Source organism: Methylobacter arcticus (assembly GCF_050917435.1).
Taxonomy (GTDB): domain Bacteria; phylum Pseudomonadota; class Gammaproteobacteria; order Methylococcales; family Methylomonadaceae; genus Methylobacter_A; species Methylobacter_A titanis.
In genome coordinates this window covers 846226-868049 of record NZ_CP159583.1, presented here as the reverse complement: position 1 = coordinate 868049, position 21824 = coordinate 846226, and the positions used below count along the sequence as shown (strand labels likewise).

21 protein-coding genes and 1 other RNA gene are annotated in these 21824 nt (G+C 45.3%); 5 read left to right on the top strand and 17 right to left on the bottom strand.

From position 1 onward, the window contains the following. Positions 1–25 precede the first annotated feature (25 nt). The 14 genes from ABXJ76_RS04200 to ABXJ76_RS04135 all read right to left on the bottom strand — a co-directional run bounded on the left by ABXJ76_RS04200 (position 26) and on the right by ABXJ76_RS04135 (position 12579). Positions 26–283, bottom strand: coding sequence for a hypothetical protein (locus tag ABXJ76_RS04200; RefSeq protein ID WP_432744394.1), 258 nt, complete (start codon positions 281–283; stop codon positions 26–28). Further along, positions 276–689 carry a DUF5681 domain-containing protein gene (locus ABXJ76_RS04195; RefSeq protein ID WP_432744391.1) on the bottom strand — a complete coding sequence of 138 codons (414 nt, stop codon included), beginning with the start codon at positions 687–689 and terminating at the stop codon, positions 276–278. The genes ABXJ76_RS04200 and ABXJ76_RS04195 overlap by 8 nt, the downstream gene beginning before the upstream one ends. Positions 690–787: 98 nt before the next feature. Then, the gene (locus tag ABXJ76_RS04190; RefSeq protein WP_432744389.1) at positions 788–1045 is read right to left on the bottom strand and encodes a hypothetical protein; all 258 of its coding nucleotides are present in this window, start codon (positions 1043–1045) and stop codon (positions 788–790) included. Next, complete coding sequence (locus ABXJ76_RS04185) at positions 1042–1239, bottom strand: hypothetical protein (RefSeq protein ID WP_432744386.1); 198 nt, start codon at positions 1237–1239, stop codon at positions 1042–1044. The genes ABXJ76_RS04190 and ABXJ76_RS04185 overlap by 4 nt, the downstream gene beginning before the upstream one ends. A gap of 110 nt (positions 1240–1349) precedes the next feature. After that, positions 1350–1589: a hypothetical protein gene (locus ABXJ76_RS04180; protein WP_432744384.1), complete on the bottom strand. Its 240-nt coding sequence runs from the start codon at positions 1587–1589 to the stop codon at positions 1350–1352. After that, positions 1582–1959 (bottom strand): hypothetical protein, encoded by a 378-nt coding sequence (locus tag ABXJ76_RS04175; protein ID WP_432744382.1) that lies wholly within the window; start codon positions 1957–1959, stop codon positions 1582–1584. The genes ABXJ76_RS04180 and ABXJ76_RS04175 overlap by 8 nt, the downstream gene beginning before the upstream one ends. A 354-nt stretch (positions 1960–2313) precedes the next feature. After that, a complete protein-coding gene (locus ABXJ76_RS04170) occupies positions 2314–5196 on the bottom strand; it encodes a primase-helicase family protein (protein WP_432744380.1) in 2883 nt (960 codons plus the stop codon). Between the two features lie 84 nt (positions 5197–5280). Then, the gene (locus ABXJ76_RS04165) at positions 5281–5496 is read right to left on the bottom strand and encodes a hypothetical protein (RefSeq protein WP_432744378.1); all 216 of its coding nucleotides are present in this window, start codon (positions 5494–5496) and stop codon (positions 5281–5283) included. 461 nt (positions 5497–5957) lie between these two features. Further along, positions 5958–6164, bottom strand: a complete 207-nt coding sequence (locus ABXJ76_RS04160) for a helix-turn-helix domain-containing protein (protein WP_432744375.1) — start codon at positions 6162–6164, stop codon at positions 5958–5960. 141 nt (positions 6165–6305) lie between these two features. Then, the gene (locus ABXJ76_RS04155; protein WP_432744372.1) at positions 6306–6857 is read right to left on the bottom strand and encodes a hypothetical protein; all 552 of its coding nucleotides are present in this window, start codon (positions 6855–6857) and stop codon (positions 6306–6308) included. Positions 6858–6906: 49 nt separating this feature from the next. Beyond that, entirely contained in the window at positions 6907–8103 is a 1197-nt protein-coding gene (locus ABXJ76_RS04150; RefSeq protein WP_432744370.1) for a tyrosine-type recombinase/integrase, read from the bottom strand. A 506-nt stretch (positions 8104–8609) separates the two neighbouring features. Then, positions 8610–9050: a transfer-messenger RNA gene (gene ssrA, locus ABXJ76_RS04145) on the bottom strand. A 177-nt stretch (positions 9051–9227) separates the two neighbouring features. Beyond that, a complete protein-coding gene (locus tag ABXJ76_RS04140) occupies positions 9228–10850 on the bottom strand; it encodes a GTPase (protein WP_432744367.1) in 1623 nt (540 codons plus the stop codon). Then, positions 10831–12579, bottom strand: coding sequence for a GTPase (locus ABXJ76_RS04135; RefSeq protein ID WP_432744364.1), 1749 nt, complete (start codon positions 12577–12579; stop codon positions 10831–10833). Before ABXJ76_RS04135 ends, ABXJ76_RS04140 begins: the two co-directional genes overlap by 20 nt. A gap of 124 nt (positions 12580–12703) precedes the next feature. Between ABXJ76_RS04135 and ABXJ76_RS04130 the strand changes: the two genes are divergently transcribed. After that, entirely contained in the window at positions 12704–13132 is a 429-nt protein-coding gene (locus ABXJ76_RS04130) for a hypothetical protein (protein WP_432744361.1), read from the top strand. Between the two features lie 2 nt (positions 13133–13134). Here the strand turns inward: ABXJ76_RS04130 and ABXJ76_RS04125 are convergent, their stop codons facing one another. After that, the gene (locus ABXJ76_RS04125) at positions 13135–13794 is read right to left on the bottom strand and encodes a DUF2959 domain-containing protein (protein WP_432744358.1); all 660 of its coding nucleotides are present in this window, start codon (positions 13792–13794) and stop codon (positions 13135–13137) included. A 244-nt stretch (positions 13795–14038) separates the two neighbouring features. Further along, entirely contained in the window at positions 14039–15424 is a 1386-nt protein-coding gene (gene cysS, locus ABXJ76_RS04120) for a cysteine--tRNA ligase (RefSeq protein WP_432744355.1), read from the bottom strand. Positions 15425–15651: 227 nt separating this feature from the next. Here cysS and ABXJ76_RS04115 point away from each other — a divergent pair, with 227 nt between their 5' ends. From ABXJ76_RS04115 to ABXJ76_RS04100, 4 genes are all read left to right on the top strand, one after another. Beyond that, on the top strand, positions 15652–16164 hold the full coding sequence (locus ABXJ76_RS04115) for a peptidylprolyl isomerase (protein ID WP_432744353.1): 513 nt from the start codon (positions 15652–15654) through the stop codon (positions 16162–16164). 89 nt (positions 16165–16253) lie between these two features. Next, positions 16254–16979 (top strand): UDP-2,3-diacylglucosamine diphosphatase, encoded by a 726-nt coding sequence (locus tag ABXJ76_RS04110; protein WP_432744350.1) that lies wholly within the window; start codon positions 16254–16256, stop codon positions 16977–16979. Between the two features lie 285 nt (positions 16980–17264). Further along, complete coding sequence (locus ABXJ76_RS04105) at positions 17265–19121, top strand: methanol/ethanol family PQQ-dependent dehydrogenase (protein ID WP_432746437.1); 1857 nt, start codon at positions 17265–17267, stop codon at positions 19119–19121. A 171-nt stretch (positions 19122–19292) separates the two neighbouring features. Next, the gene (locus ABXJ76_RS04100; RefSeq protein WP_432744347.1) at positions 19293–20162 is read left to right on the top strand and encodes a quinoprotein dehydrogenase-associated putative ABC transporter substrate-binding protein; all 870 of its coding nucleotides are present in this window, start codon (positions 19293–19295) and stop codon (positions 20160–20162) included. A gap of 167 nt (positions 20163–20329) precedes the next feature. Here ABXJ76_RS04100 and malQ read toward each other — a convergent pair whose 3' ends face one another. Then, positions 20330–21799, bottom strand: a complete 1470-nt coding sequence (malQ, locus tag ABXJ76_RS04095; RefSeq protein ID WP_432744344.1) for a 4-alpha-glucanotransferase — start codon at positions 21797–21799, stop codon at positions 20330–20332. Positions 21800–21824: the final 25 nt, after the last annotated feature.

Genomic DNA, 21824 nt, shown 5'->3' with positions numbered 1-21824 from the left:
TTCAGCAAGCGAAGCGATATATTCTTCACGCCGCTACCTTCCCGATAAAATCATAGTCTGAATTATCACAAAGCCACGGCTTGTCATCAGAACCGCTCACCCACGCCCAAGCATACCGACCGCCAAACATAATAACTCTACGTCCTGTGCGTTCAGCGGCTTCTATTTGTGCCAGTTGTTCAATGCTTGGCTGCTCCCAGCAATGCAAAATAAGCATTGGTTCTTTCGGATTTGCCAATAATTCCAATGATTTTATGCGTTTCGCCAATGTAGAACTAACCATGCGAGCCCCCGGCTTCCAGCGCGGCAATGCGTTCAGTCAATTCTGTATATTCCTCGATACGAACCTGACTAGCCAATCCAGAAAGTAACATATTCGCCGCATCTGCTGGAATATCTGCCCTCAATGCAGAATCAATAATTAGCCTGCCGATTGTCGCTGTGCTGTCGCTGGGTATTGTGTCCAGTGTAAATGTCGCGGCTTGCGGTCGTAGTGCAGGGATTGTTCGCTCGATCAGAACCTTTGCCGCCGATACATCGCCCGCCAAGGCCAATTCTGTTAATTTGGCAATGATTGCCGGAATATCGGCGGCTATCAATTCGCGTAGTCGTGAGACCTTGGCATTTCCCGGCTTTCGGCCTGATGGATTACCCGACTGTCCGGGTAGGAATTTAGTATTTTTATTCATGTTGTGTGTCCTGCTAATTCTCTGCTTAAAACAGACCAACAAGCCCATTAACATGCCCGTGACGACGTGTTAGGGGGTTATTGATGCAATGCTATTGGTTAATCGAATGATACAAAGCCAATACCATCGAAAAACCCGCCTGCTCCTGCCACTTCTTCGGCCTGTTTGGGCTGAACTGGCTTTAAAACGTGCCCCATTCTGGCTGCCGTTAATCTGTCTGTCGGACTATTAGGGTTTAGTCGTTCCAAAATAACTTTGGAGGGTTTTTTCTTGGTGTCCAGGACTGGGCTTTGTAGTTTTCGAGCGGCTGTGAGCCGTTCGATAACTGGAAGATGTGATAAATCTTGATTATTCATAACTTTAATCCTCTTTCTTTATAAATTTGTGACAACTCCCAAAATGCTTGGGCGGTTTGTTCCATGGCTGTGACGGCCGTATCTATGGCTATCGGTTCCTGCACGGGTTCCGGCGGTTTTGAAAAATAAGCAACGCCTATTTTTACTTTTTCCGCTTTGTGGTACTGGTTGAGCCTATATCTTGCTGATTGCATAGAATCTCCTTAAAAATCAATTTGTTAAGCTATTATACCAGCTTATTAACGATGCTATCGAAGCTGACGGATTGCATATCTATAGTTATGCAACTCTCAAACTAAGCCGCTTACGGGGGCTTAAAACCCGGCCTAGTTTCGATCAATCGCGGTGGATTGGGTGCGTTTCTTGATACTGAGTAATCACGACCTCCACGCCGTTTTGATAGTTCGCTAAAAACGTAATCGGCAAGCTCAGCATAGTATTTTTTAGCCAGGCGATGCGCTGGGTTCAAGGGATTATTAACCGGATGCCGGAAGTCGTTATCAACTTCGGCCAAAGTACGTAGGGCTTCGGTAATATCAACCATTGACGCGATCCACTAGAACACTAAAAGAGTTATATTCTTTGCCTGCCGCTGTCTTGGCTTTGCCATGCGATGAAATCGCGATCAGGTCGCCATAATTAGCGGATTGAGAACGCAACTGCTGTTCAATAAATTTTGATAGCCAATAAGCAATGAGATTGCCTGATTCGTCTTTTAGTATAAATTGATCCTGCAAGGCGTATTGAGTTTGAACCTGTCTTTTGCTGAACAATTGCCCGCAAATAGTTGAGCCGGGTGCTGCATCCCATAGCGTTACTGACTGCTCTGCTTTGGCTTTAAGTGCAAGTATGCGGTCACTGATGGTTGTTAATTGTTTATTAGATTCTGGGTTTTCTATTTCTAAATTATTCATGGTTTATATTCTCTTTGCCCCGGTATTGGGGGCGGTAATTGGTTCAATGCTGGGCTTCTGTATCAAGCAACCTGTGCATGTATCGGGTTATGTATCAGGTTAAAGAGCAATAACTCATTGATAATTAAAGAATGTATCAGGTGTATCAGGTGTATCAGGGTAAAAAACGTATAGAAAAAAAAGTGAAACAAAAAAAACATAATCCGATTATTATTAATTTATAAATAATCATTCTTTTATAAAAAGTTTTTTCTTTTTCTTCTATTAATAATTACCTGATACACTTGATACAGTGATACATTACTTATAAATCAATGCTTTAAGTGTATCAAGTCTGTATCATGTGTATCAGGTCTAATCATCCAGCTCGGATAATGAAACTTTCTCGTAAGTCTCAAAAGCTTCTATAGCATCGGCTAACGTACCGAACACAAAACCACGTTTCCCCCGTACACCATCGACGTGGATTTTCTTTGCAAACACTTTGCCTAAATAACTGCTTAATACGCATTGAGCATTCCGCTTGTACTCGCTGACTTTTGCCGTGTCACACCATGTAACATATTGAGCAAACAGTTCATTGCTGCCCAATTCTGTCTGCCAATAATCGCCATGCCCTTGAGTGCCGAATGAACCATTCAGCAAGCCATCAACAATCCACTTCTGTATCGTGCCCATAGATTGATAACGTTGCGACCGTAGACCAATGCTGTCGGGAATCATTGACGTACGCCATCCGGTCAAATCTACATTCTTCATCCAATGCAGGAACGCTTGTTTTGTTTCTTTAGCAGATAAGGAAGCATGTAACGAATTGAAATAAGGCTGGTCGCCTCTGTGCTTACTGCTGACATCAAAAACACAATAGCGCCGTTCATCTCGACTCGCTGGCACGGCAAATGTATTATTTGTCGCCATCATTACCTTCAAATAATTTTGCTGCACGAAGGCATTGACGCCTTTAGGCTCGACCGTAAATGAAGGCTCAGTTATCAATCCTTTTAACTGGCCTTCCGCTGCTTTATCGCCTGAAAAAAACGCTTCATCCGCAAATAAAAAGCATACGTTTTGAAGGTGAGCATTGTGCTTTCCGGTCAATAGCCCCGGTGAAGTTATTTGCAGGCCGTGGCTGCCCCATAATGACTTTAGAAACTGCCCCAATAAACTTTTCCCAATGCCCTTTTCACCTATTAGAACAACCGCTGCACCTGCTGGCTCTGCTGGGTTTTGAAAGGTGTAGGCTATCCAGCGCACAAGGTAGTCATAGAGTTCAGCATTGCCCGAACAGACAACCTCAAGCATGTGATATTTCAGCACTTCAAGCAGCGCATCGTTTTCGACTGGTTCAACGGTAAAGCCTTGCCACAAGTTCAATTTGTCAGGACTAACGGTTTTTTCTGGTTCAAAACATACGCCGCCAACATACGATAATGAATTGAAGTGTTTATGCCATGCGACCGCATGAGACTTGAATACTGGTTCGCCGTACAGGTTATATCCGGTTTGAATCAAAGTGTTTTCGTAAACACTTTTAAATTGATTCATCGGTATAAAATCCAGCGCATGGTGACCATTGTCGCCTTTGTCTTTTGAACGACGGCAAACCATGTTGTGGCCGCCGTATAAGACAGAAGCTTGATTCTGGTTGAACTTTTCAACGTGTATCTCTAATGCAATCTCATAATCTTCGCGGGTTTCCAGTTCGCCATTGATGGCATTGATGCTTTTGGAATGGTGCAAAAAATACGTAGTGCCAATGCCGTGTGCTTGCGAATGGATCTGAGGCTTTGCTTCTTTATTGGAGTAGAATATCGCTGTAGTAGTACCATACTCAGCCCCTTCGATGGGATCAGCCAAAGACCGCCCGTCGTATTTCTTTTGGGATCTAAGCACTTCGCTAACAGTGACCACTTCATTACCAAAATCTAACAAAAAATCGCCGTACAAGTCCTTAAAGCCACCGGCAACCATCTGCTCAATGATCTGTTTGGCCTTTTCCGGTGCTGTACCTTTTGCGACCATATCGCTTATGCGGTTGTCTGCCCAGACCTTGCGCTTTTCAATGCTTTGTGCTGCTATCGCCGCCTTGTTCATCGTGACCATCATTGCAAATTGAGCTTCTTCTGCATCGGATAACGGCTTGAGGGTAGCTAAATCTAACGATGTGCCTGCCGTGTAGGTAATTACAGGCGGTGTGTACTGTAAGCCTTCACCTAATTCTGGCTTACCTTCAAAGACTAGCCGTTCAGGACTGCTCACGCTGGCATCGATGCAGGTACGCACCAAACAGCTGCCATTGTTCGACAATGCGATATAACCGTGTCCGGCAATATACAGACGCTTAGCCAGAATATCGGTATATTCACGCAACTGTTCGCCATTCACGCACGGCATGTTTAAATGAAACCCTGTTCCTTCTCTGGGTGGTTCGCCTTCAAGGTGAACGCCAGCGGATAGCGATCCACGTATAACCTGCGCCGCCTGCCTGATTTCAGGGTGGACAGACACCAAAGCATTGATAAAACTTTCTTGCGTGTATGGCCGTGGCGCGTATTCGCTTGGGTCATAATCTAATAAAGCAAGCGCGTTGGCACTAAAGCAAAAACAGTCTTTTGAGCGCGATATAATGTTCCGGTCTGGTCGTTCCTTTCCTTTGAGATCAAGGCCGACTTTATCGGGATATTGTGGAAGCGGTACGCCAATGCTTATTGCTTCATTTGAACCATATATCGGCAATTGCTTTGCAAAGTCAGAAAAAGGTATAGTCACTCGCTTGGCCGAGCCGTTGCAACATTGTGCAGCCGCTACTTTTTTGATAACGCGATTTTCAATGTAGTAGCGTTTTGATACGGGGGTTTTGCTCTTTATATGTGTAAAGCTTACCAATGGATCTTCACAAACAGCCAGCAATCCAGCTTTAACTTGATTCGTTGCATCAGGGGCTTCGACTTCGACCGATTCAACCGCTGCATCAGGTACGAACAATGCGACAACATTGTTAGTTGCCTGTATGCTTTTAATTTTTTCCTGAATGGCTGCTGTAGGCTTAGCTGGTAATGGTCGCTTACGGTAGAATGAAGCGAACTGCACTCCAGCGGCTTTGGCAAACTGACCTTTGGTAAAATGCGGTTTATATTGTTTTAAGGAATTTATTAAAGCATCCGATTCGATTAACTCTGATGGTTCGAATGTTTTAGCTTCCCGCCCACGGGTTTTTTTTGCTGTGGCATTAAGCATAAATTGCCCCAATCATCAGAATCAACATCGCTGCAACTTCGGCTATATATACAACTTCATGCGCGTATAAAAATAACGCGGGCATCAGATACCGCCTTGAATTTTACGGTTTTTTCTTTTCGCCAGCCAATCATCAAAACTCTGGCGATCTAAAACCCAAGTCGGTTTTCCATTGATCTTTTCAAGTTGTGCTTTGATTTTTTGCATATGCACCGCCCGCCTTACAGTGAGTTCGGCGCTTCCAGCTAGCAATGCAGCGGGAATAATTAATAGTGGTTTTTCTGTTGTAACATTTGACATTTGAATAATTCCTGTTTTGTTCAGGATTTTCAAAGTATTGAATTAAGCGGGTGATGTATTATTCAGGCAATAAAAAATATTACTGTACATGACAAAATACATGCACTAGAATAACGCTGACTGATTTGATATAATACGATCAGCACCACTTTATCAAAACTCTAAAACCCGTCGAATGGTTGTTTTGTTAAAGTAAAAAATGATTCTAAAAAACCCTGTTTGAGATCCTGAGAAATCTCTTATGGGGTTTTTTTTGCGTTCTGAATATATCCCAGAACACAGGACTATTCTACATCATCAAAAACCTAGCTGTCAAGTCACACAACGAGACTGATGTCAACAGTTATTTTTATTTTTTCATTCAGCCCAGTAAAACAAAGGGGCAAGCCGCGTTTTACCTGCATTGTCCACTATTTATTGACAGTGCATGAACAAAATAGCAACAATCAAATGTAGGCATCTCAGCCTCCAACAACATGACGCTCAACATAAGCGCGTAAATCGCTTACACGATAACGAACGCTACGACCTATCTTTATATAGGGGATGTTGTTCTCGCCAGTTGACCGCCATTTCTGGAGCGTCGCTGCATTGATTCTGATTAGGGTTGCGGCTTCTGCTGGAGTGGCTAATACGTCGTCGCTAAAAGATAAGGTTTGTTGTGCCATTTTTGATAATTCCTGCTCTTGTTGTAGAAAGTGCGATCATTATCTGGCTTGTTTGAGGAATATAATACGATAACTTGTTGAATAACAAAGATATAGTTGTTTTGCGGCGTAAAGTCATATTTTACGCCGTAAAATGAGAAGTCATTTTTGCTCTGCTTGCCATTCACGGACGTATTTTTCTAATGTCGCCCGTTTAGGCTGGGGTTTAGATTCTTTATAAATGCCTGTCTTTTCTAGCAGAATAGCCGCCTCTGTCGCTTTTTTGTCGTGGTTGATATGATTTTGCCAATGCTGTTTCAACTTGCTTTCGACAATCTTAAAATTTTCACCACGTTTACCAGTAGCATTTTTTCGTTGCATTGCTACTATTTTAAAATAATCCATAGTTACTTCGACCATTTTTTCAGTGATTAAATCTTTCACACGCCTTTCTTTGTCCTCGGCCTTGCGGTGAATCTCCAGTTCGCTATGAGCGCTAGATACCTCGTCGTCGGCTTCTATTTTTTGAGTGAGCAAGTCCTGAAATACGAATGAATAGGCAGCATAACGCAGTAATACTGTCGGCTCTGCACCTTTGAGCATGCGCTGTACCGTTGACGTTATTTCTTCAAAGGATAAGTGCCTATTGCCATGAATCCAGAGCATGACATTATGATGTAGTTCGATAGTTTTTTGTTCGTTTGTTATTTGCAATGTAACGCCTTATCTAAAGTGAAAAATCATTATATTAAGGGATATGTCATCAACCAATTTTTAATGACTGGATATTTTCATCGTCAGGCTTAGTGCGATCTTGAATCTCATTAGCAATTTTAAAAGTTGCTGCTTTCATTGTGTTAGCTTCCGGGTTCAAATAGCCGCCGGTAACGTCGCCATCAGTTTGATGATTTGCCAATGCTTTGAGCAAGCTAAACGGTATCATCGCCGCTTCACCAATAGTCAAGAATGTGCGTTTTAAATCGTGGCTACTGAATGTAACACCTGTCTTTTTGCAGATTTGCGCTATCGGCTTGCGCGGAACATCCATAACGCCATCTACATTTCCGCCAGGAAAGACAATGCGCCCCTTGCCGGTTTTATCCTGTAAGGCTCTTAAATACGGTTTGATCTGTGGTGCAATGTATGCAGTAAAGTCACTATGGTTTTTTGTGTCTCTGGCAATGAAGCAATCGTTTTTAAAATCTACGTCCTTCCATTCCAGATAACGAACGTCCTGATCTCGCAAACCGGTATGCAACAAAAGCAATAAATAGACTTTGGCCTGCTCATTCTCCAGATGCAAAACTGCGTTATACCAATCTCTTAAATTATCGCTGGGTATCATGCGCTTCCTGCGTGTTGGTTTTGCCCATAGACTGCCATCGCGCATAACATCGACCGGATTTTCATCAATGGCTTTTAAGGCAATGGCATAATTCATCAAGAGTCGTAACACGCGCATTTTATTATCAGCGCCACCGGTAAACTGTTTCCGGCGCGCCAGCACCATATCACGGGTAATTTCATTAATAGGCTTTTTTAACCAATCGGAGAAGCCATAAGGCGAGTTCATTATTTTGGTGTAGTCTTTTACCGATGCTTCCCTGAGTTCTGACTTATCCGCCAGATACCTATCAAACAAATCTGCAAGTGTAATATTCCTAAATCGCTGCTTGCGTTTTTCTTCGGTTGGGTTAATGCCATTGGCTAAATCAGTCAAAGCCGCCTGCGCCAGTTTTCGGGCTTCACTTACTGATAAATCAGGAAACCGACCTAGAGTAATTCGTCTGGTTTTTCCGTCTGCTGTTTTCTTGAGAACGACAAAAGATTTATTCCCTGTGCTGCTAAGCCTACATATTAGCTTTGGACAACCTAAGTCATAATAGTCGGCTCGATCTTTATCTGTGGGTGCGGATAGGTTCCTGATTCTATCTTGAGTGAAGTTGATTAATTCTGTCATGGCCTTTTATCCTAAAAATCCGGGGCAACCTCGGGGCAACCTTTAAACCGTGTATTTAGTATTTTAAAGAAATCTTGAGTAATGTACAGAATTATTGAAACCCAGTAATAACAAGGCCTGCGCTATCAACACTCAGCAATATCAATAGCTACAAAACATAAGACCGGGTAATTTGTAATCAGCCGGTCGCGGGTTCGATTCCCATCGCCAGCTCCAAATATATCAAAGGCTTAGGTGTTTTTCACCTAGGCTTTTTTTTATGCCTGTCACTTTATTATCACGATTTAGTCCCAGTAAGCATTGTAGCTATAGTGAGACTATTTATGGACGCCACTGGAAAAAAGCCCAGCTTCATCAATACAAAGCTAAGATTTTAAATCAAGCTGACTACCCCCCCTTTGATTTGCGACATGCCTTTTATTACCCTTCTCTGCGCAATAAAAAACCCGCCAAGCCTTTCGACTTGCGGGTTTCTATATCTTCTTATATCTTATCGATTTAGTAATTGGTGGAGGCGGGGGGAATTGAACCCCCGTCCGCAAGTACTCCGCCACAAGGTCTACATGCTTATCCCGCTCTTTAATTTAGCTAGTGACTACCCGTCGGGCCAAGAAAATCACCAGCGATTCCGTAAGGTTTTAGCGCATCCATACCGGACAGACTTCAGCGCGATCTTATGTAGATGACCTCTGAGCGCCTCTCATACCTACGACTGCCACGGATGGCGGAAGTGTCGCAATCGGTAGGAACCGATGCGACAAAGGTACTAAAAACTCCACCCGCATAAGCACAGATGGTCAAAGGAATGGTGCTGTGTTTAAGCAGCTAAAGCCATTGAGTAGTTTTCGTCATTTGCGAATACTTTAGTTTCAGTAGATTTTACGAGGTGTACTGTCCTCGGCATGCACTTAAGGTTTTGCTACCCACGTCGAAGCCATGTCGCCCCCGTGATGTGTATATTATACGAATTGACCAAAATTTGTACAATTATTTTTTTGACCCGTATTTATCCGACTTTCAGATTAAATAGCTGGCAACCCTCGTCGCTACGCCTAAGTGTCTGCACGATAGTCTCGACTTGTCATCCCGGCAATCCCCTGAATAACGACGAAAAAACACCTGCGTTAATCGATAAGCATCCGGGCTAACGGACTGTTGCTGTCTATTGCTGGTTGCCGACCGGCATCGGCAACACTGCAAAGTTTAATAATCCCGGCTAGCTGCTTGGTCTGCTCGGCATGTTGATTGCCGACGTTTTCTATTGCCAGCAGCACCTCGCCATCTATCATGCTGATTGCATTGCTCAAACCTTTGCTTAGCCCTCTTAAGGCGCTTTTTTCCAACGACGGCTTTAATTTTTTCAGGATGAAAAACGGCGTCAGCCAGGTGATAGCGATTAACAAGCTGCTATGTACGGCAAAATCCACGCCCAAATAATTTGCGTCGGTCATGTTGCTGGTGTAATAGCCGATAAAAACCTGATAGCCGACCCAGCAAATGGCAGCAAGCGGCAGGATGATTTCACATAAGCGCATCAGCTTTAAAAAGGCGCGATGCAATACGTTGCCGGGATTCGCCAATGCGTGCCTGGCGGCCAATTCGCTTTGCGCCTGAATAATTTTTGGCGCTTTTTCGCGTAGCGCGGACAGCTGTTTTTTAAGCGGACTCACCGGAATGCCAAGCTGGTCGGCATTGCTGACAAATTCATCCAAGGCATCATCAAAACGGGCTTCGGCCCAGTCATCCCATAAGTTGAATTTAACGCCGCTTGTTGCATACCTGGCGGTTGCAGGATGGCTTAATAAATTGGCCGAGTGGTCGGCATAGTGCCTCGCCAATTGCTGGACAGGCCATGCAAAACCCTGTTGCAACACTAGCACCGACCGTTGCCATTGCTGCCGCCACAGCGTCGGCAGTTGTTGAAAAGCCGATGGGGAACCCAGTAACGGCTTGGTGTTTTGCAGACTTTGCCTTAATTCGTCTTTCTTAATACGGGAGCTTCTTTGCTCCAGCTGTTTAATGATGTGCTCGGTCGCCAACGAGCTAATGGTCGATTCCAATGCTGCAAACTCGTCAGCTTGCAGGCCTTCGGCGCAGGCGGTCTTGAAGATGATCGGCTCGGCAAAGCCCGCTTTATGCAGTTGCTGTTTGAAATCTTCATACTGCTCGGTCTGGCCTCTGTCCCATTGGTTCAGGACAAACAGCCAGGCATGTCTGCCGCCTTCTGCAAGCAGCAAACGCCAAGCTTTTTCATCGCGATAGCGTTCGGGACTGACCACATAGATCAGCACATCGATATGCGGCAGCCATTCCAACACCTGATGTTTGTTGCTTTGCTCGGTGCTGTCGAAATCGGGCATATCGATCCAGATGACATGTTTCCTGGACTCGTTGTCATGCTCGGCGATTTTGATTTGCGCCAGCGGCAGTTGTTCCGGCAAATGCTTTATCGCAACGCTATGGTGATGATAAAGCGTGACTTCCCGCGAAGTGGGGCGCTCAACTCCGGCTCTGGCGATGGCTTTGCCTGCCAGACGGTTCAGCAAGGAACTTTTGCCCACGCCAGTGCCGCCCATGAATGCCACAATCAGCGGCCTGGAGCCGTTATGGTTAAACAGGGTGTCGGGCGATCTGGCATCGACATCGTTTAACTGCTGCGCGACGTCGGCATTAATCCAGCCGACTGCCAGCGCCTGCTCCGCCCAGCGTTTTGTTGTTTGTACCAAACTAGAGTAATCGTAAGCCATGGCGCTTTTCTGTGAGTTGAAGCTCTGCCGCACGCAGCTGGTCAGGGGATATATTAAAATGAGTCGATATCGATAATTGCTCAGGCAACTGCAACAGTTTATTGCGCAGACTATCGATAAATAATGTCTGTTTGACGGTATTGAATTGGTTTTGTTTTAACTCGGCTTCCACTTTGTGCATATAGCCGCCGACTGCACTTTCAGCCAACAACGAAGTCAGTGTCACCATCGCCGGGGCAATAACCAAATCATGCAGTCCTATTCCGCCCATTTGTAAAGTCAACGCAATCACTGCGGCATCGGCAGTCGCTCGGGTTGCCCGCAAACCGTTTAAAACCATCGGCTGTTGTTGCAGCTTGCCATATAATTGATGCGCGGCGCTTTCCACATCTTGCTGAAACGACAGATGATAATTTTTTGTCGCCTGAGCAAAATCCTGCAAGGCATCCTGCCGCCGATTCCGTAATACGCTGTTTAGTTGCCGCCACCACTGACTCTGCTGACCCTGATGACCTTGCTCGACCTTATCCAGCAGTTTGTCTGCCAGTTGAATTAGCGTATGTTCGGCTATTTGATTTAACAAGGCTATTTCGTAACTGCTGTCTGCAATATGCAGTCTTTTGCGTCCCAGCTTCATGATCTGCCTGACCGGCCAAGTCAGAATCTTGCGGGTGCCTGCCAGAATGCGGGCTAATCCGGGTATTTCCATTAAATTCAGCAATTCGGTCATCGCAAGCTGAAAGGTTTCATAATGATGCGGATGACTAAGATAATCGCGCTGATAGCTTTCCATCGCTTGTTTGATCATGAGGTCGACTAATTCAGCCCAATCAGTTAACGCCTGATGTTCGGCAAAAATCGGTTCCAGCCAGCTTTGCCAATGTCGTTTCAATAACTCCTGTTCAAAACGCGCATGCTTTGTAAGGCTTACTTTATTCGCCAGTTGATTAAGCAACTGCTGCCTGGACTCCGGCCACACGGGCAGCCCACCCGGTTTTTGGTAATACAACGAAACGACCTCGGGAAATTCATCGGCTCTGGCTCGCTGCCACTTTTCTTTTAATGATTGGATAATGATCGACTCTGAACCTTCAACCAATTTATTCAGGCAAATAACCGTCGGTTGATGCAGCGCTTCAACAGCGGCCATGATGTCCCAGACTGATTGATCCGCATATTTTTCCTTGCTAATCACCAGAATAACCATATCCGCTAAGGCAATCGCCCTGATAACACCTTCACGGTAAGTCGCTGAATCTATCGAATCGAAATCGGGCGTATCCCACAAAACGCCATGCGGCAAGAGCGTTGAATCGGTGGTGTTTTGCGTTAACGAATAGCAATCGTGCCGGTCTTTACTCAGCTGCGTTTGTTGCAACTGCTGAAAACGACCGAAATAATGTTGCAGCCCGGTGCAATCTGCAACACTGACGCCATTGCAAAAACCCTGGGGGTGAATGGTATAACCTGCCAAAGGACTGACTCCAGCGGCATGACTGTTTAATAACACGTTGGCCAGCGAACTTTTTCCGGCCTGCGTCGGCCCCACCACGGCCATGTGCAACAACGGCTCCGGCGACGCATCAATCAGCTGCCCTTTGCGTATGAAGGCTTCAGCCAAGATAAGCTGATCGATCCGCTGTTGATAGCTTGCTTTGACAGCCTCATTACCCTGCTGGGCCAAAACCGCCTGATAACGTTGTTTTAATAATTGGATAAATTCCAGCATGAAAAGCTAGCTCAGGATTATAATAACTGGCTATTTTACGTTGTTTGGCGATCTGACGTGATAACGATCGCAAACCCGGTAAATACCACGACATTTGTCCCCACTTAAACTTGAGGTTATCTTTATGAAGAAACTACCGACTCTTCTGCTCATTCTCTGCTGCACATCGTTAATTGCCTGTAGCAAGGGACAACAAATTAACGGCCATACTATCAATACTGCCTATAGATCAGTCAAAGCACTAAAAAACCGTTTATCTCCCGATGCTCGCATTGAGTTTGAAGTCTCTTTCTGGACGCTTCGCGATTCCATTAAAGATAACAAAGAATTTCTTAACACGGTTGACGGCAAAAAACCTGAAGAAATCATCGAACTGGGTAAAGAGCTCTACCAACAACGGAAAAATACCGGCTTTGCAGGCTATGAAAAGTACGCCAATTGGGAAGATATGATAGCCAAATTCAGCAAGGAAAGAATCGATCAAGATAGCCATAAAGATAAAAACAAAGCGGATCCTAAAGACAAAGCTAACGAAGTTTTGTACAAGCTCTAGGATCACCGACTGGGCAAGGCTTTTTGATGCGTTAGCGCTGCAACAAATTGACTTGCCTCAGCGATCGTCAGTTCCATCGCCTGGATAAGCTGTGAAATATCAATGCCGATTTCAATAAATTCAGGCCTTAATGCCGCGATAGCCTGAGCATTAAGGTTATGTTTCAAATATAACACCTGATCTTTAAATGCCGCCAGTACCGGCTGGATTTTAGCCTCCGCCCGTTGCATAGATTTGATCAACCGGGCATAGTTTTGTCTGGCCAGCTTTAACTGCTGCTTACTGTGGGCACGCAAGTTCCGATTAGTATATTCGCTGAGTTCGTGTTCCCATTCGACAAACAGCGCTTCGCTAACCTGCTCAATCGCTTTGATTCTGTTGCTTACCGTATCGGATTTAGCACAGCAAAACTGATATTGTCTGTTGAGCAGATGGTATTTATGATCCAGCGTGGTTTCATTGACGCAGACCAAGGTCTTAAACCGTTCCAGTGCATCTTCAAACTCATCTCGGGTTTCCTGCAAGCCTAGGCAGGCCTGTTCAACATGAGCAACAACCATATCGCGCTTATGCTCGCCAATGGATTCTCTGGCATTGTAATAAACGGTACGGATTTTTCTCGACAGAAACCCGCTGATTAAATTTAATGTTTTTTGTGCCATATCATTTGCTGGCGGTTTGTTATGATCGGCCATGAAAATCTTGGAGTGTTTGTTTGAATTTCATCTTTATATAGTTCCCGCGCTCCGGCGTCACCGCCATTAAGTCAAGTGACACGACAAAATAATTGCTGATGTGGGGGCGACTTTAGTCGCCCAGTCAGTCAATAATTTATTGCTTAATCGGCGACTAAAGTCGCCCCCACAATCACGTCCATATTAACTTAATGGCAGTGGCAATAGGCGACTATTCGCGCCGCCAGCTGGTTGTGCCGTCAGGCGAATCTTCCAGAATCACGCCTTGGCCTTTCAAGTCGTTACGGATCTTATCGGCCAAAGCCCAGTCTTTGGCTTGTTTTGCAGCAATACGCGCCTGGATTTGTGGTTCAATTTTTTCTTCCCCGGATTCAGCTTCCCCGCTATCTTGAAGAAAAGCATCAGGATCGTCCTGCAATATTCCCAGCAAGCTACTTAGCTGTTTCAGCGTAGCCACCAACGCGCTGGCTTTCTGCTGATCGGTTTCTTTAGCCTTATTCAACTCTCTGGCCAAATCGAATAACACTGACAGTGCAACCGGTGTATTAAAATCGTCATCCATCGCCTGTTCAAAACGGACTTTATAATCCTCTTCGACCAGCGCATCGGCTACCGATTTCGCACCACGCAAGGCAGTGTACAGGCGGGTTAACGCCGCTTTTGCGTCGCTCAGCGATTCATCGGAATAGTTCAATGGACTGCGGTAATGACTGGACAGGATGAAAAAACGTATGATCTCCGGCCGATACTGCTTCAACACTTCGCGCACGGTAAAGAAATTACCCAATGACTTGGACATTTTCTCATCATCGACGCGTACAAAGCCGTTATGCATCCACACGTTGACAAACTTCTCGCCGGTCGCGCCTTCCGACTGGGCGATCTCATTTTCATGGTGCGGAAACTGCAAATCCATGCCGCCGCCATGAATGTCGAAATGATTGCCCAGGCAACAGGTAGACATCGCCGAACATTCGATATGCCAGCCGGGACGACCCAAGCCCCACGGCGAATCCCAGGCTGGCTCATTGGCCTTGGCCATCTTCCACAACACGAAATCCATCGGGTTGCGCTTGGCCATATCGACGTCAACGCGCTCGCCGGCTTGCAAATCGTCTAGGTTTTTACCCGATAACTGGCCATAACCCTTAAATTGGTTCACCGCATAAAACACATCGCCATTGCTGCCGACATAAGCCAAGTCTTTGGTTACCAGGATTTTAATCATCGCAATAATAGCGTCGATAGATTGCGTTGCCCTCGGCTCAAGGTCTGGCGGCAAAACGGCCAGCGCCCGTTCATCTTCGTGCATCGCGTCGATAAAGCGCTCGGTCAGCTTGCCGTAGTCTTCGCCGTTTTCGATGGCGCGCTGAATGATTTTGTCATCAATATCGGTAATGTTGCGCACATAGGTCAGTTCGTAACCCTGATGGCGAAAATAACGCGCAACCGTATCAAACACCACCATGACCCGCGCATGACCGATATGACAGTAATCGTAAACCGTCATGCCGCAGACATACAGGCCGACTTTGCCTGCTACGCGCGGCTGAAACAATTCTTTTTTTCGGGTCAGAGTGTTATATATTTTCAACATGTTATTTAAATTATTCAGTTAAGTCCGTTTGCCCGTAAACAGGGCCGATCAAGTCGAGGCAGGTTAAACAAAACCGTACAATCTAGCAAGCACATGCTTCTCTTTCAAGACAAAAACACTTAAAATCTGTCCTTTGCATCACTCTCTAAGGAAAAACCATGCGCACTTTCATTGTCTCCATGATGCTGATTTTAACTACAACACTCTCATTTGCAACGGAAAACCTTATGTCTGATACACCATCAAAAGTTAAATTAACTACGTCTCTGGGTGAAATTATTATTCAGCTGAATCCTGAAAAAGCGCCTATTTCATCAGCCAATTTTCTAACTTATGTGACTGAAGGCTTTTACAACAACACCATTTTCCATCGCATAATCCCCGGATTTATGGCGCAAGGCGGCGGTTTTGATACTGATTTCAACCAAAAAGCGGTACACGACCCGATCAAAAACGAAGCCGATAACGGATTGGCTAACAAACGCGGCTCCATAGCGATGGCGCGCACCAACGTTCCCGATTCGGCAACTGCCCAGTTTTTCATCAACTATAAAGATAACGCCTCGCTGAATCATACCAGCCCAACCTCCAGTGACTGGGGCTATGCCGTATTTGGCGAAGTCATTGAAGGCATGGACATTGTCGATGCAATGGCTAAACAACCTACCGGTAACCGTGGCGGACATCAGGACGTGCCTAAAACCGACATCATCGTCGAAAAAGCCGAAGTTATAGAATAGACGAAAGACACAAGGCGAAAGGCGAAAGAATCGATCACACCCTTAGCCTTTTGCCCCCACGCCCTTAGCCTTTCAACCCTCGTGCCCCCTTGAATCAAGAAATCCTCTTCATCTCAGACCTGCACATTTCCCTGGAAAAGCCTGAAATCACCCGTCGGTTTCTATCATTCCTGAGCGATAGAGCGCCCAAAGCTGCCGCCGTTTATATCTTGGGCGATCTTTTCGATGCCTGGATAGGCGACGATGACTTTACCCCGCCTAACAATAAGATCCGAAAACAGCTTAAACAACTGACCGGTTCGGGCACACCGGTTTATTTGCAGCAAGGTAACCGCGATTTCCTGCTGGGCAAACAATTTTCCAAAGATACCGGCGTTACCCTTATCGATGAGTACACTGTCATCGATTTGCATGGCACCCCCACGCTGCTCACCCACGGTGACTTACTGTGTACAGACGACCTGCCCTATCAGGCATTTCGCGTCAAATCACATACCCCAGAATGGCAACAATCGGTGCTATCCAAACCCTTATTTTTACGTCTACTGGCAGCACGCTGGTATCGTATCCGCAGTTATTTCCACAAACGTAAAAAATCTAGGGAGATTATGGATGTTAACCAGCACACGGTCATTAACATCATGCGTGAACGGCATTGCCTCCGTTTAATTCATGGTCATACGCACCGTCCTGCCATCCATAACTTTACCATAGACGGCCAAACTGCCCAGCGCTTTGTACTTGCCGCATGGGGCATGCATACAGCTGAAGTATTATGCTGGAACAACAACGGTTATCACATTGAGCCCCTTTAACTCAGATTCAAGACAAAAATGTTGATGATGTTTCATCTTATAACTTTCGCCTTTCGCCTTTCGTCTTAATCAAAACACCCTGTGTGTTATCAAAACGTTACAAAAATCAATTTATACCGATGCCTATAAATGTTGACTTTTGGGGCAAAATCATTAAATTTAGGCCCCTAGAGTGAAAATTTCCTGTCTCCATGGAACATGAAAACCACCCTAAAAACTAATATTAGTCCTAAAAAACATAACCACTATTCTGTCAAATTAACAGGATACCAGGAGAAATATAATATGAAGAAGCCTTTGAAAAGTTGGCTGCTTGCTTCCAGTGTGGCTGCTTTATTAGCTGCACCAGCGGTTTCAACAGCTAACAGCGATGTTGAAAAACTCACTCAAAACCCGGCTAACTGGGCAACATGGGGTGGTGATTACGCCGGTACTCGTTACAGCAAACTCAGTGAAATCAACACCACTAACGTAAAAAATCTGCAACCTGCATGGTCTTTTTCTACAGGCGTCCTGCGTGGTCATGAAGGCGGTCCATTGGTTGTAGATGATATTCTCTACATCCATACTCCTTTCCCTAACACTGTTTACGCGATTGACCAAAAAACTCAATCGGTCATCTGGGAATTCACGCCAGTACAAGATGCTGACGTAACTATTCCGGTTATGTGTTGCGATACTGTCAACCGTGGCTTGGCTTACGGCGACGGCAAAATATTCCTGCAACAAGCTGATACCGTTCTAACCGCTTTAGACGCTAAAACCGGTAAACGTATTTGGAGCGTACAAAACGGCGATCCTAAGTTGGGCATGACCAACACCGCCGCGCCATTAGTTGTTAACGATAAAGTTCTAACCGGTATTTCTGGCGGTGAATTTGGTGTTCGCGGCTTTTTAGCCGCTTATGACATCAACACCGGCGAGTTGGCTTGGAAAGGCTACAGCATGGGTCCAGACAAAGACACCCTGATTGACGCCAAGAAAACAACTACTTGGAAAGACGGCAAAGTGACTCCTGTTGGCCCAGACTCAAGCTTAAGCACTTGGGAAGGCGACCAATGGAAAATCGGCGGCGGTACTACTTGGGGTTGGACTAGCTACGACCCTAAGTCAAACCTGATTTATTACGGATCCGGCAACCCATCGACATGGAACCCGACACAACGTCCAGGCGACAACAAGTGGTCCATGTCTTTATGGGCTCGTGACGCTGACACCGGTGCGGTTAAATGGGTTTACCAAATGACTCCGCACGATGAATGGGATTTTGATGGTATCAACGAAACTGTTCTGGTTGATCAGGAAGTGAAAGGCAAAATGCACAAGACTATCGTGCATTTTGACCGCAACGGTTTTGGCTACACTTTAGATCGTGAAACGGGTGAATTGCTTGTTGCTGAAAAATTCGACAAATCAGTTAACTGGGCGACACATGTCGACATGAAAACAGGTCGTCCACAAGTTGTAGCCAAATATAGTACTGAGCAAAACGGTGAAGATGTCAATTCAACAGGTATCTGCCCTGCTGCGTTAGGCAGTAAAAACCAACAACCGGTTTCTTACTCTCCACAAACCGGCTTGTTCTATATCTCTGGCAACCATTTGTGCATGGACTACGAACCATTCGAAGTTTCATACACAGCGGGTCAACCTTACGTTGGCGCTACTTTAACCATGATGCCAGCTGGCGCAGACGTTCTGACCGGAAAACCGGACGGAACAACCAACCTGGGTCAATTCACTGCTTTCGATGCTAAAACCGGTAAAATTGCCTGGTCTAACAAAGAACAATTCTCTGTTTGGTCTGGTTCTTTGGCAACAGAGGGCGGGATAGTATTCTACGGCACTCTGGAAGGCTACCTGAAAGCCGTTGACGCTAAAACAGGCAAAGAACTGTATAAGTTCAAAACACCTTCCGGCATCATCGGTAACGTGAATACTTGGAAATATGACGGCAAGCAATATGTTGGCGTTCTTTCCGGTATCGGCGGCTGGGCAGGTATCGGTATCGCTGCCGGTCTTGACAGCGGTGACGAAGGTTCAAACTCAGAAGGTTTGGGAGCTGTGGGCGCATATAGAAGCTTGAGTTCTTTCACTAAACTGGGCGGTACATTGACTGTATTTGCATTGCCTAGCAACTAAGTATTCAATGGATTTCCTCGCTACTACGGGGAGTGAATTGGAATACTAAATCAACCTGATTTTTTAGATTGAGTAAAAAGCCCCGGTTGATAACTCAATCGGGGCTTTTTTTTTGCGCTTTATCCAGTAAACTATGTATCTTAATTGCTTGATACACCCAAGGAGATCTTAATGAGGACTTTACCTCACATTAACGCCACTCTTGCCATCCTGTTCCTAACCACCTTCAGTTTTAACGCCTCATCCGAAGAGAAATTCAAGGTCTGTGCCGACCCGCTGAATCCGCCTTATTCCACAAAAAAACAAGACGGCTTTGAAAACAAAATTGCCGAACTGTTTGCCAAAGAACTGGGGCAAACTGTTGAGTACACCTGGCTTCCCCAACGTCTCGGCTTTATCCGAAACACCTTAAATGCACCGTTAAAAGACAGCGATGTGGAAAGTAACGACTATAAATGCGATGTCGTTATGGGCGTTCCTGCTGGTTACGACATTACCTTAACCACCAATCCCTACTATCAATCAACTTATGTGCTGTTAATCGCCAAAGGGCGCGGCTGGGATGATATTACCGAGGCAACCCAATTAGTTAATCTGCCTTTGCAAAGACAGGAATCATTGAAAATTGCGATGTTCGACCGTGGGCCAGGAACGACTTGGTTACAAAAAAACGGTTTACTTGACGTGGGCATCTCCTATCAATCGATGTCAGGCGATCATGAAAATAATGTGGCGATGCAGATAGAAAAGGATCTTAAAGCGAAGAAAATTGATATGGTTATTCTTTGGGGACCTATGGCTGGCTATATCACTACACAAAGCCCAAAAAACAGTTATTCAATGATTCCGATGAAATCAACCCCGAACATAAAGTTTGATTTTGCAATGGCGATGGGCGTTCGTAAAGGTGATAACGCAAGAAAAGAAGTCCTTAACAAACTGATAGCTGATAAAGCCGGTGAAATTCGAGCCATCATAAGCAATTACAACATCCCTTTACTGCCGATCTCTAAGCAAGCTATTCGTAGCGATGATGATTAACCGCTATCCAGAGAACTAACTTCCCTCCTTATGTATTTGATGTTACACACTGACCACGAAAGCCACCACAGGCACGAAAGAGCAATCCATCCATTTCGTGGTTTTGGTATCGCCTAAAGCTGCCTCTTTTGGTTTTATGAATCACCCATCAGACGGCGTAACATCACTTACTTACGATTAAACAACCCAACCAGATAGGCAAACCGCACGGCCCGCTTATCTGATAACTGGTCCCACTGAAAACGCCATTTCCAGTTACCCTGAGTCGTACCTGGAGTATTCATACGATGCTCAGAACCCAACTCCAGAATATCCTGCATCGGAATGACCGCAAGGTTGGCAACCGATGCCAATGCCGCATGAATTAGCGCACAATGCAATGACAATGTCGGATTGCCAAGGTAATTGTAAATGTAGTTTTTCTGATCATCGCTAATACCCTGCAACCAGCCCAAAGTCGTGTCATTATCATGAGTACCGGTATAAACAACGCAGTTTTTTTCATAATTATCAGGCAAATAAGGATTACCCGGATCATCGCCAAAGGCAAACTGCAAAATTTTCATGCCGGGCAAGTCAAACTCGTCTCTTAACGCCTCGACTTCGGGTGTAATAATACCCAAGTCTTCAGCAACCAGTGGAATCGACCCATATTCTGCTTTCAAGGCATTCAATAATGCTTTGCCGGGCGCCTTAACCCATATCCCATTAATCGCGGTATCTTCATTTGCCGGTATTTCCCAGGCGGCTTCAAGCCCACGAAAATGGTCGATCCGAATAATATCAAACAGCTCAATCTGCGTTTTCATTCTTTTAACCCACCAATGAAAGCCGGTTTTCTTCAGATAAGTCCAGTTATAGTGCGGATTTCCCCAACGCTGACCTGTTTCAGAAAAATAATCAGGCGGCACACCTGCGACAACTAACATTTCACCTGTTTTATCGAGCTTAAAAACATCGCGATGAGTCCAGACATCAGCGCTGTCATAAGACACAAAAATAGGAATGTCCCCGAATAAAGATACGCCATGCTGGTTGGCGTAGGCTTTTAATTCCAGCCACTGCCGAAAAAACACATATTGCTCAAATTGAATACATTCGATTTGTGTTTTTAAGCGGCGACGCGCTTCTTTTATGGCTTTTTCATCTCTTTCCTTAAAATGCTCCGGCCACTGATTCCAACATTGCTGATTAAATTCAATTCTAAGAGCCAAAAACAAGGCGAAATCATCAAGCCAGAACGCTTTTTCCTGACAAAATTGCGTAAAACCCTCCTTATCCTGTTGCTCGGCGCACTCCAAAAACCCAAAATAAGCCTTTGTTATCAAGCACGACTTTTCATGATGACCGGGACATTCATCGCATTTATCAGAACGCTGTAGCCAGCCCTGCGTCACTAGCCAATCAAGATTAATTAACGCCGGATTACCTGCGTGGGCAGACAGACACTGATAGGGCGAACCATCCGCATGGGTCATGCCTAAAGGCAAGACTTGCCATACGCTAACCCCGGAATCGTGCAGGAATTTTACAAAATGATAAGCTTCCTGCCCCAAATCGCCCTGACTACCCGAACCCGGTAACGAGGTAATGTGCAACAGAATGCCGGCGCGGCGTTTCTTTAAGATGTCATTCACACGCAGTGATCTCTTGTTTAAGTTT

Bases quoted from the DNA above. Each gene is read 5' to 3' on its own strand.
- ABXJ76_RS04140 (WP_432744367.1), bottom strand. From the start codon at position 10,850: ATGGCTTACGATTACTCTAGTTTGGTACAAACAACAAAACGCTGGGCG.
- ABXJ76_RS04115 (WP_432744353.1), top strand. From the start codon at position 15,652: ATGTCTGATACACCATCAAAAGTTAAATTAACTACGTCTCTGGGTGAA.
- ABXJ76_RS04125 (WP_432744358.1), bottom strand. From the start codon at position 13,794: ATGGCACAAAAAACATTAAATTTAATCAGCGGGTTTCTGTCGAGAAAA.
- cysS (WP_432744355.1), bottom strand. From the start codon at position 15,424: ATGTTGAAAATATATAACACTCTGACCCGAAAAAAAGAATTGTTTCAG.
- ABXJ76_RS04135 (WP_432744364.1), bottom strand. From the start codon at position 12,579: ATGCTGGAATTTATCCAATTATTAAAACAACGTTATCAGGCGGTTTTG.
- ABXJ76_RS04100 (WP_432744347.1), top strand. From the start codon at position 19,293: ATGAGGACTTTACCTCACATTAACGCCACTCTTGCCATCCTGTTCCTA.
- ABXJ76_RS04175 (WP_432744382.1), bottom strand. From the start codon at position 1,959: ATGAATAATTTAGAAATAGAAAACCCAGAATCTAATAAACAATTAACA.
- ABXJ76_RS04130 (WP_432744361.1), top strand. From the start codon at position 12,704: ATGAAGAAACTACCGACTCTTCTGCTCATTCTCTGCTGCACATCGTTA.
- ABXJ76_RS04160 (WP_432744375.1), bottom strand. From the start codon at position 6,164: ATGGCACAACAAACCTTATCTTTTAGCGACGACGTATTAGCCACTCCA.
- ABXJ76_RS04165 (WP_432744378.1), bottom strand. From the start codon at position 5,496: ATGTCAAATGTTACAACAGAAAAACCACTATTAATTATTCCCGCTGCA.
- ABXJ76_RS04170 (WP_432744380.1), bottom strand. From the start codon at position 5,196: ATGCTTAATGCCACAGCAAAAAAAACCCGTGGGCGGGAAGCTAAAACA.
- ABXJ76_RS04180 (WP_432744384.1), bottom strand. From the start codon at position 1,589: ATGGTTGATATTACCGAAGCCCTACGTACTTTGGCCGAAGTTGATAAC.
- ABXJ76_RS04190 (WP_432744389.1), bottom strand. From the start codon at position 1,045: ATGAATAATCAAGATTTATCACATCTTCCAGTTATCGAACGGCTCACA.
- ABXJ76_RS04185 (WP_432744386.1), bottom strand. From the start codon at position 1,239: ATGCAATCAGCAAGATATAGGCTCAACCAGTACCACAAAGCGGAAAAA.
- ABXJ76_RS04150 (WP_432744370.1), bottom strand. From the start codon at position 8,103: ATGACAGAATTAATCAACTTCACTCAAGATAGAATCAGGAACCTATCC.
- ABXJ76_RS04195 (WP_432744391.1), bottom strand. From the start codon at position 689: ATGAATAAAAATACTAAATTCCTACCCGGACAGTCGGGTAATCCATCA.
- ABXJ76_RS04105 (WP_432746437.1), top strand. From the start codon at position 17,265: ATGAAGAAGCCTTTGAAAAGTTGGCTGCTTGCTTCCAGTGTGGCTGCT.
- ABXJ76_RS04200 (WP_432744394.1), bottom strand. From the start codon at position 283: ATGGTTAGTTCTACATTGGCGAAACGCATAAAATCATTGGAATTATTG.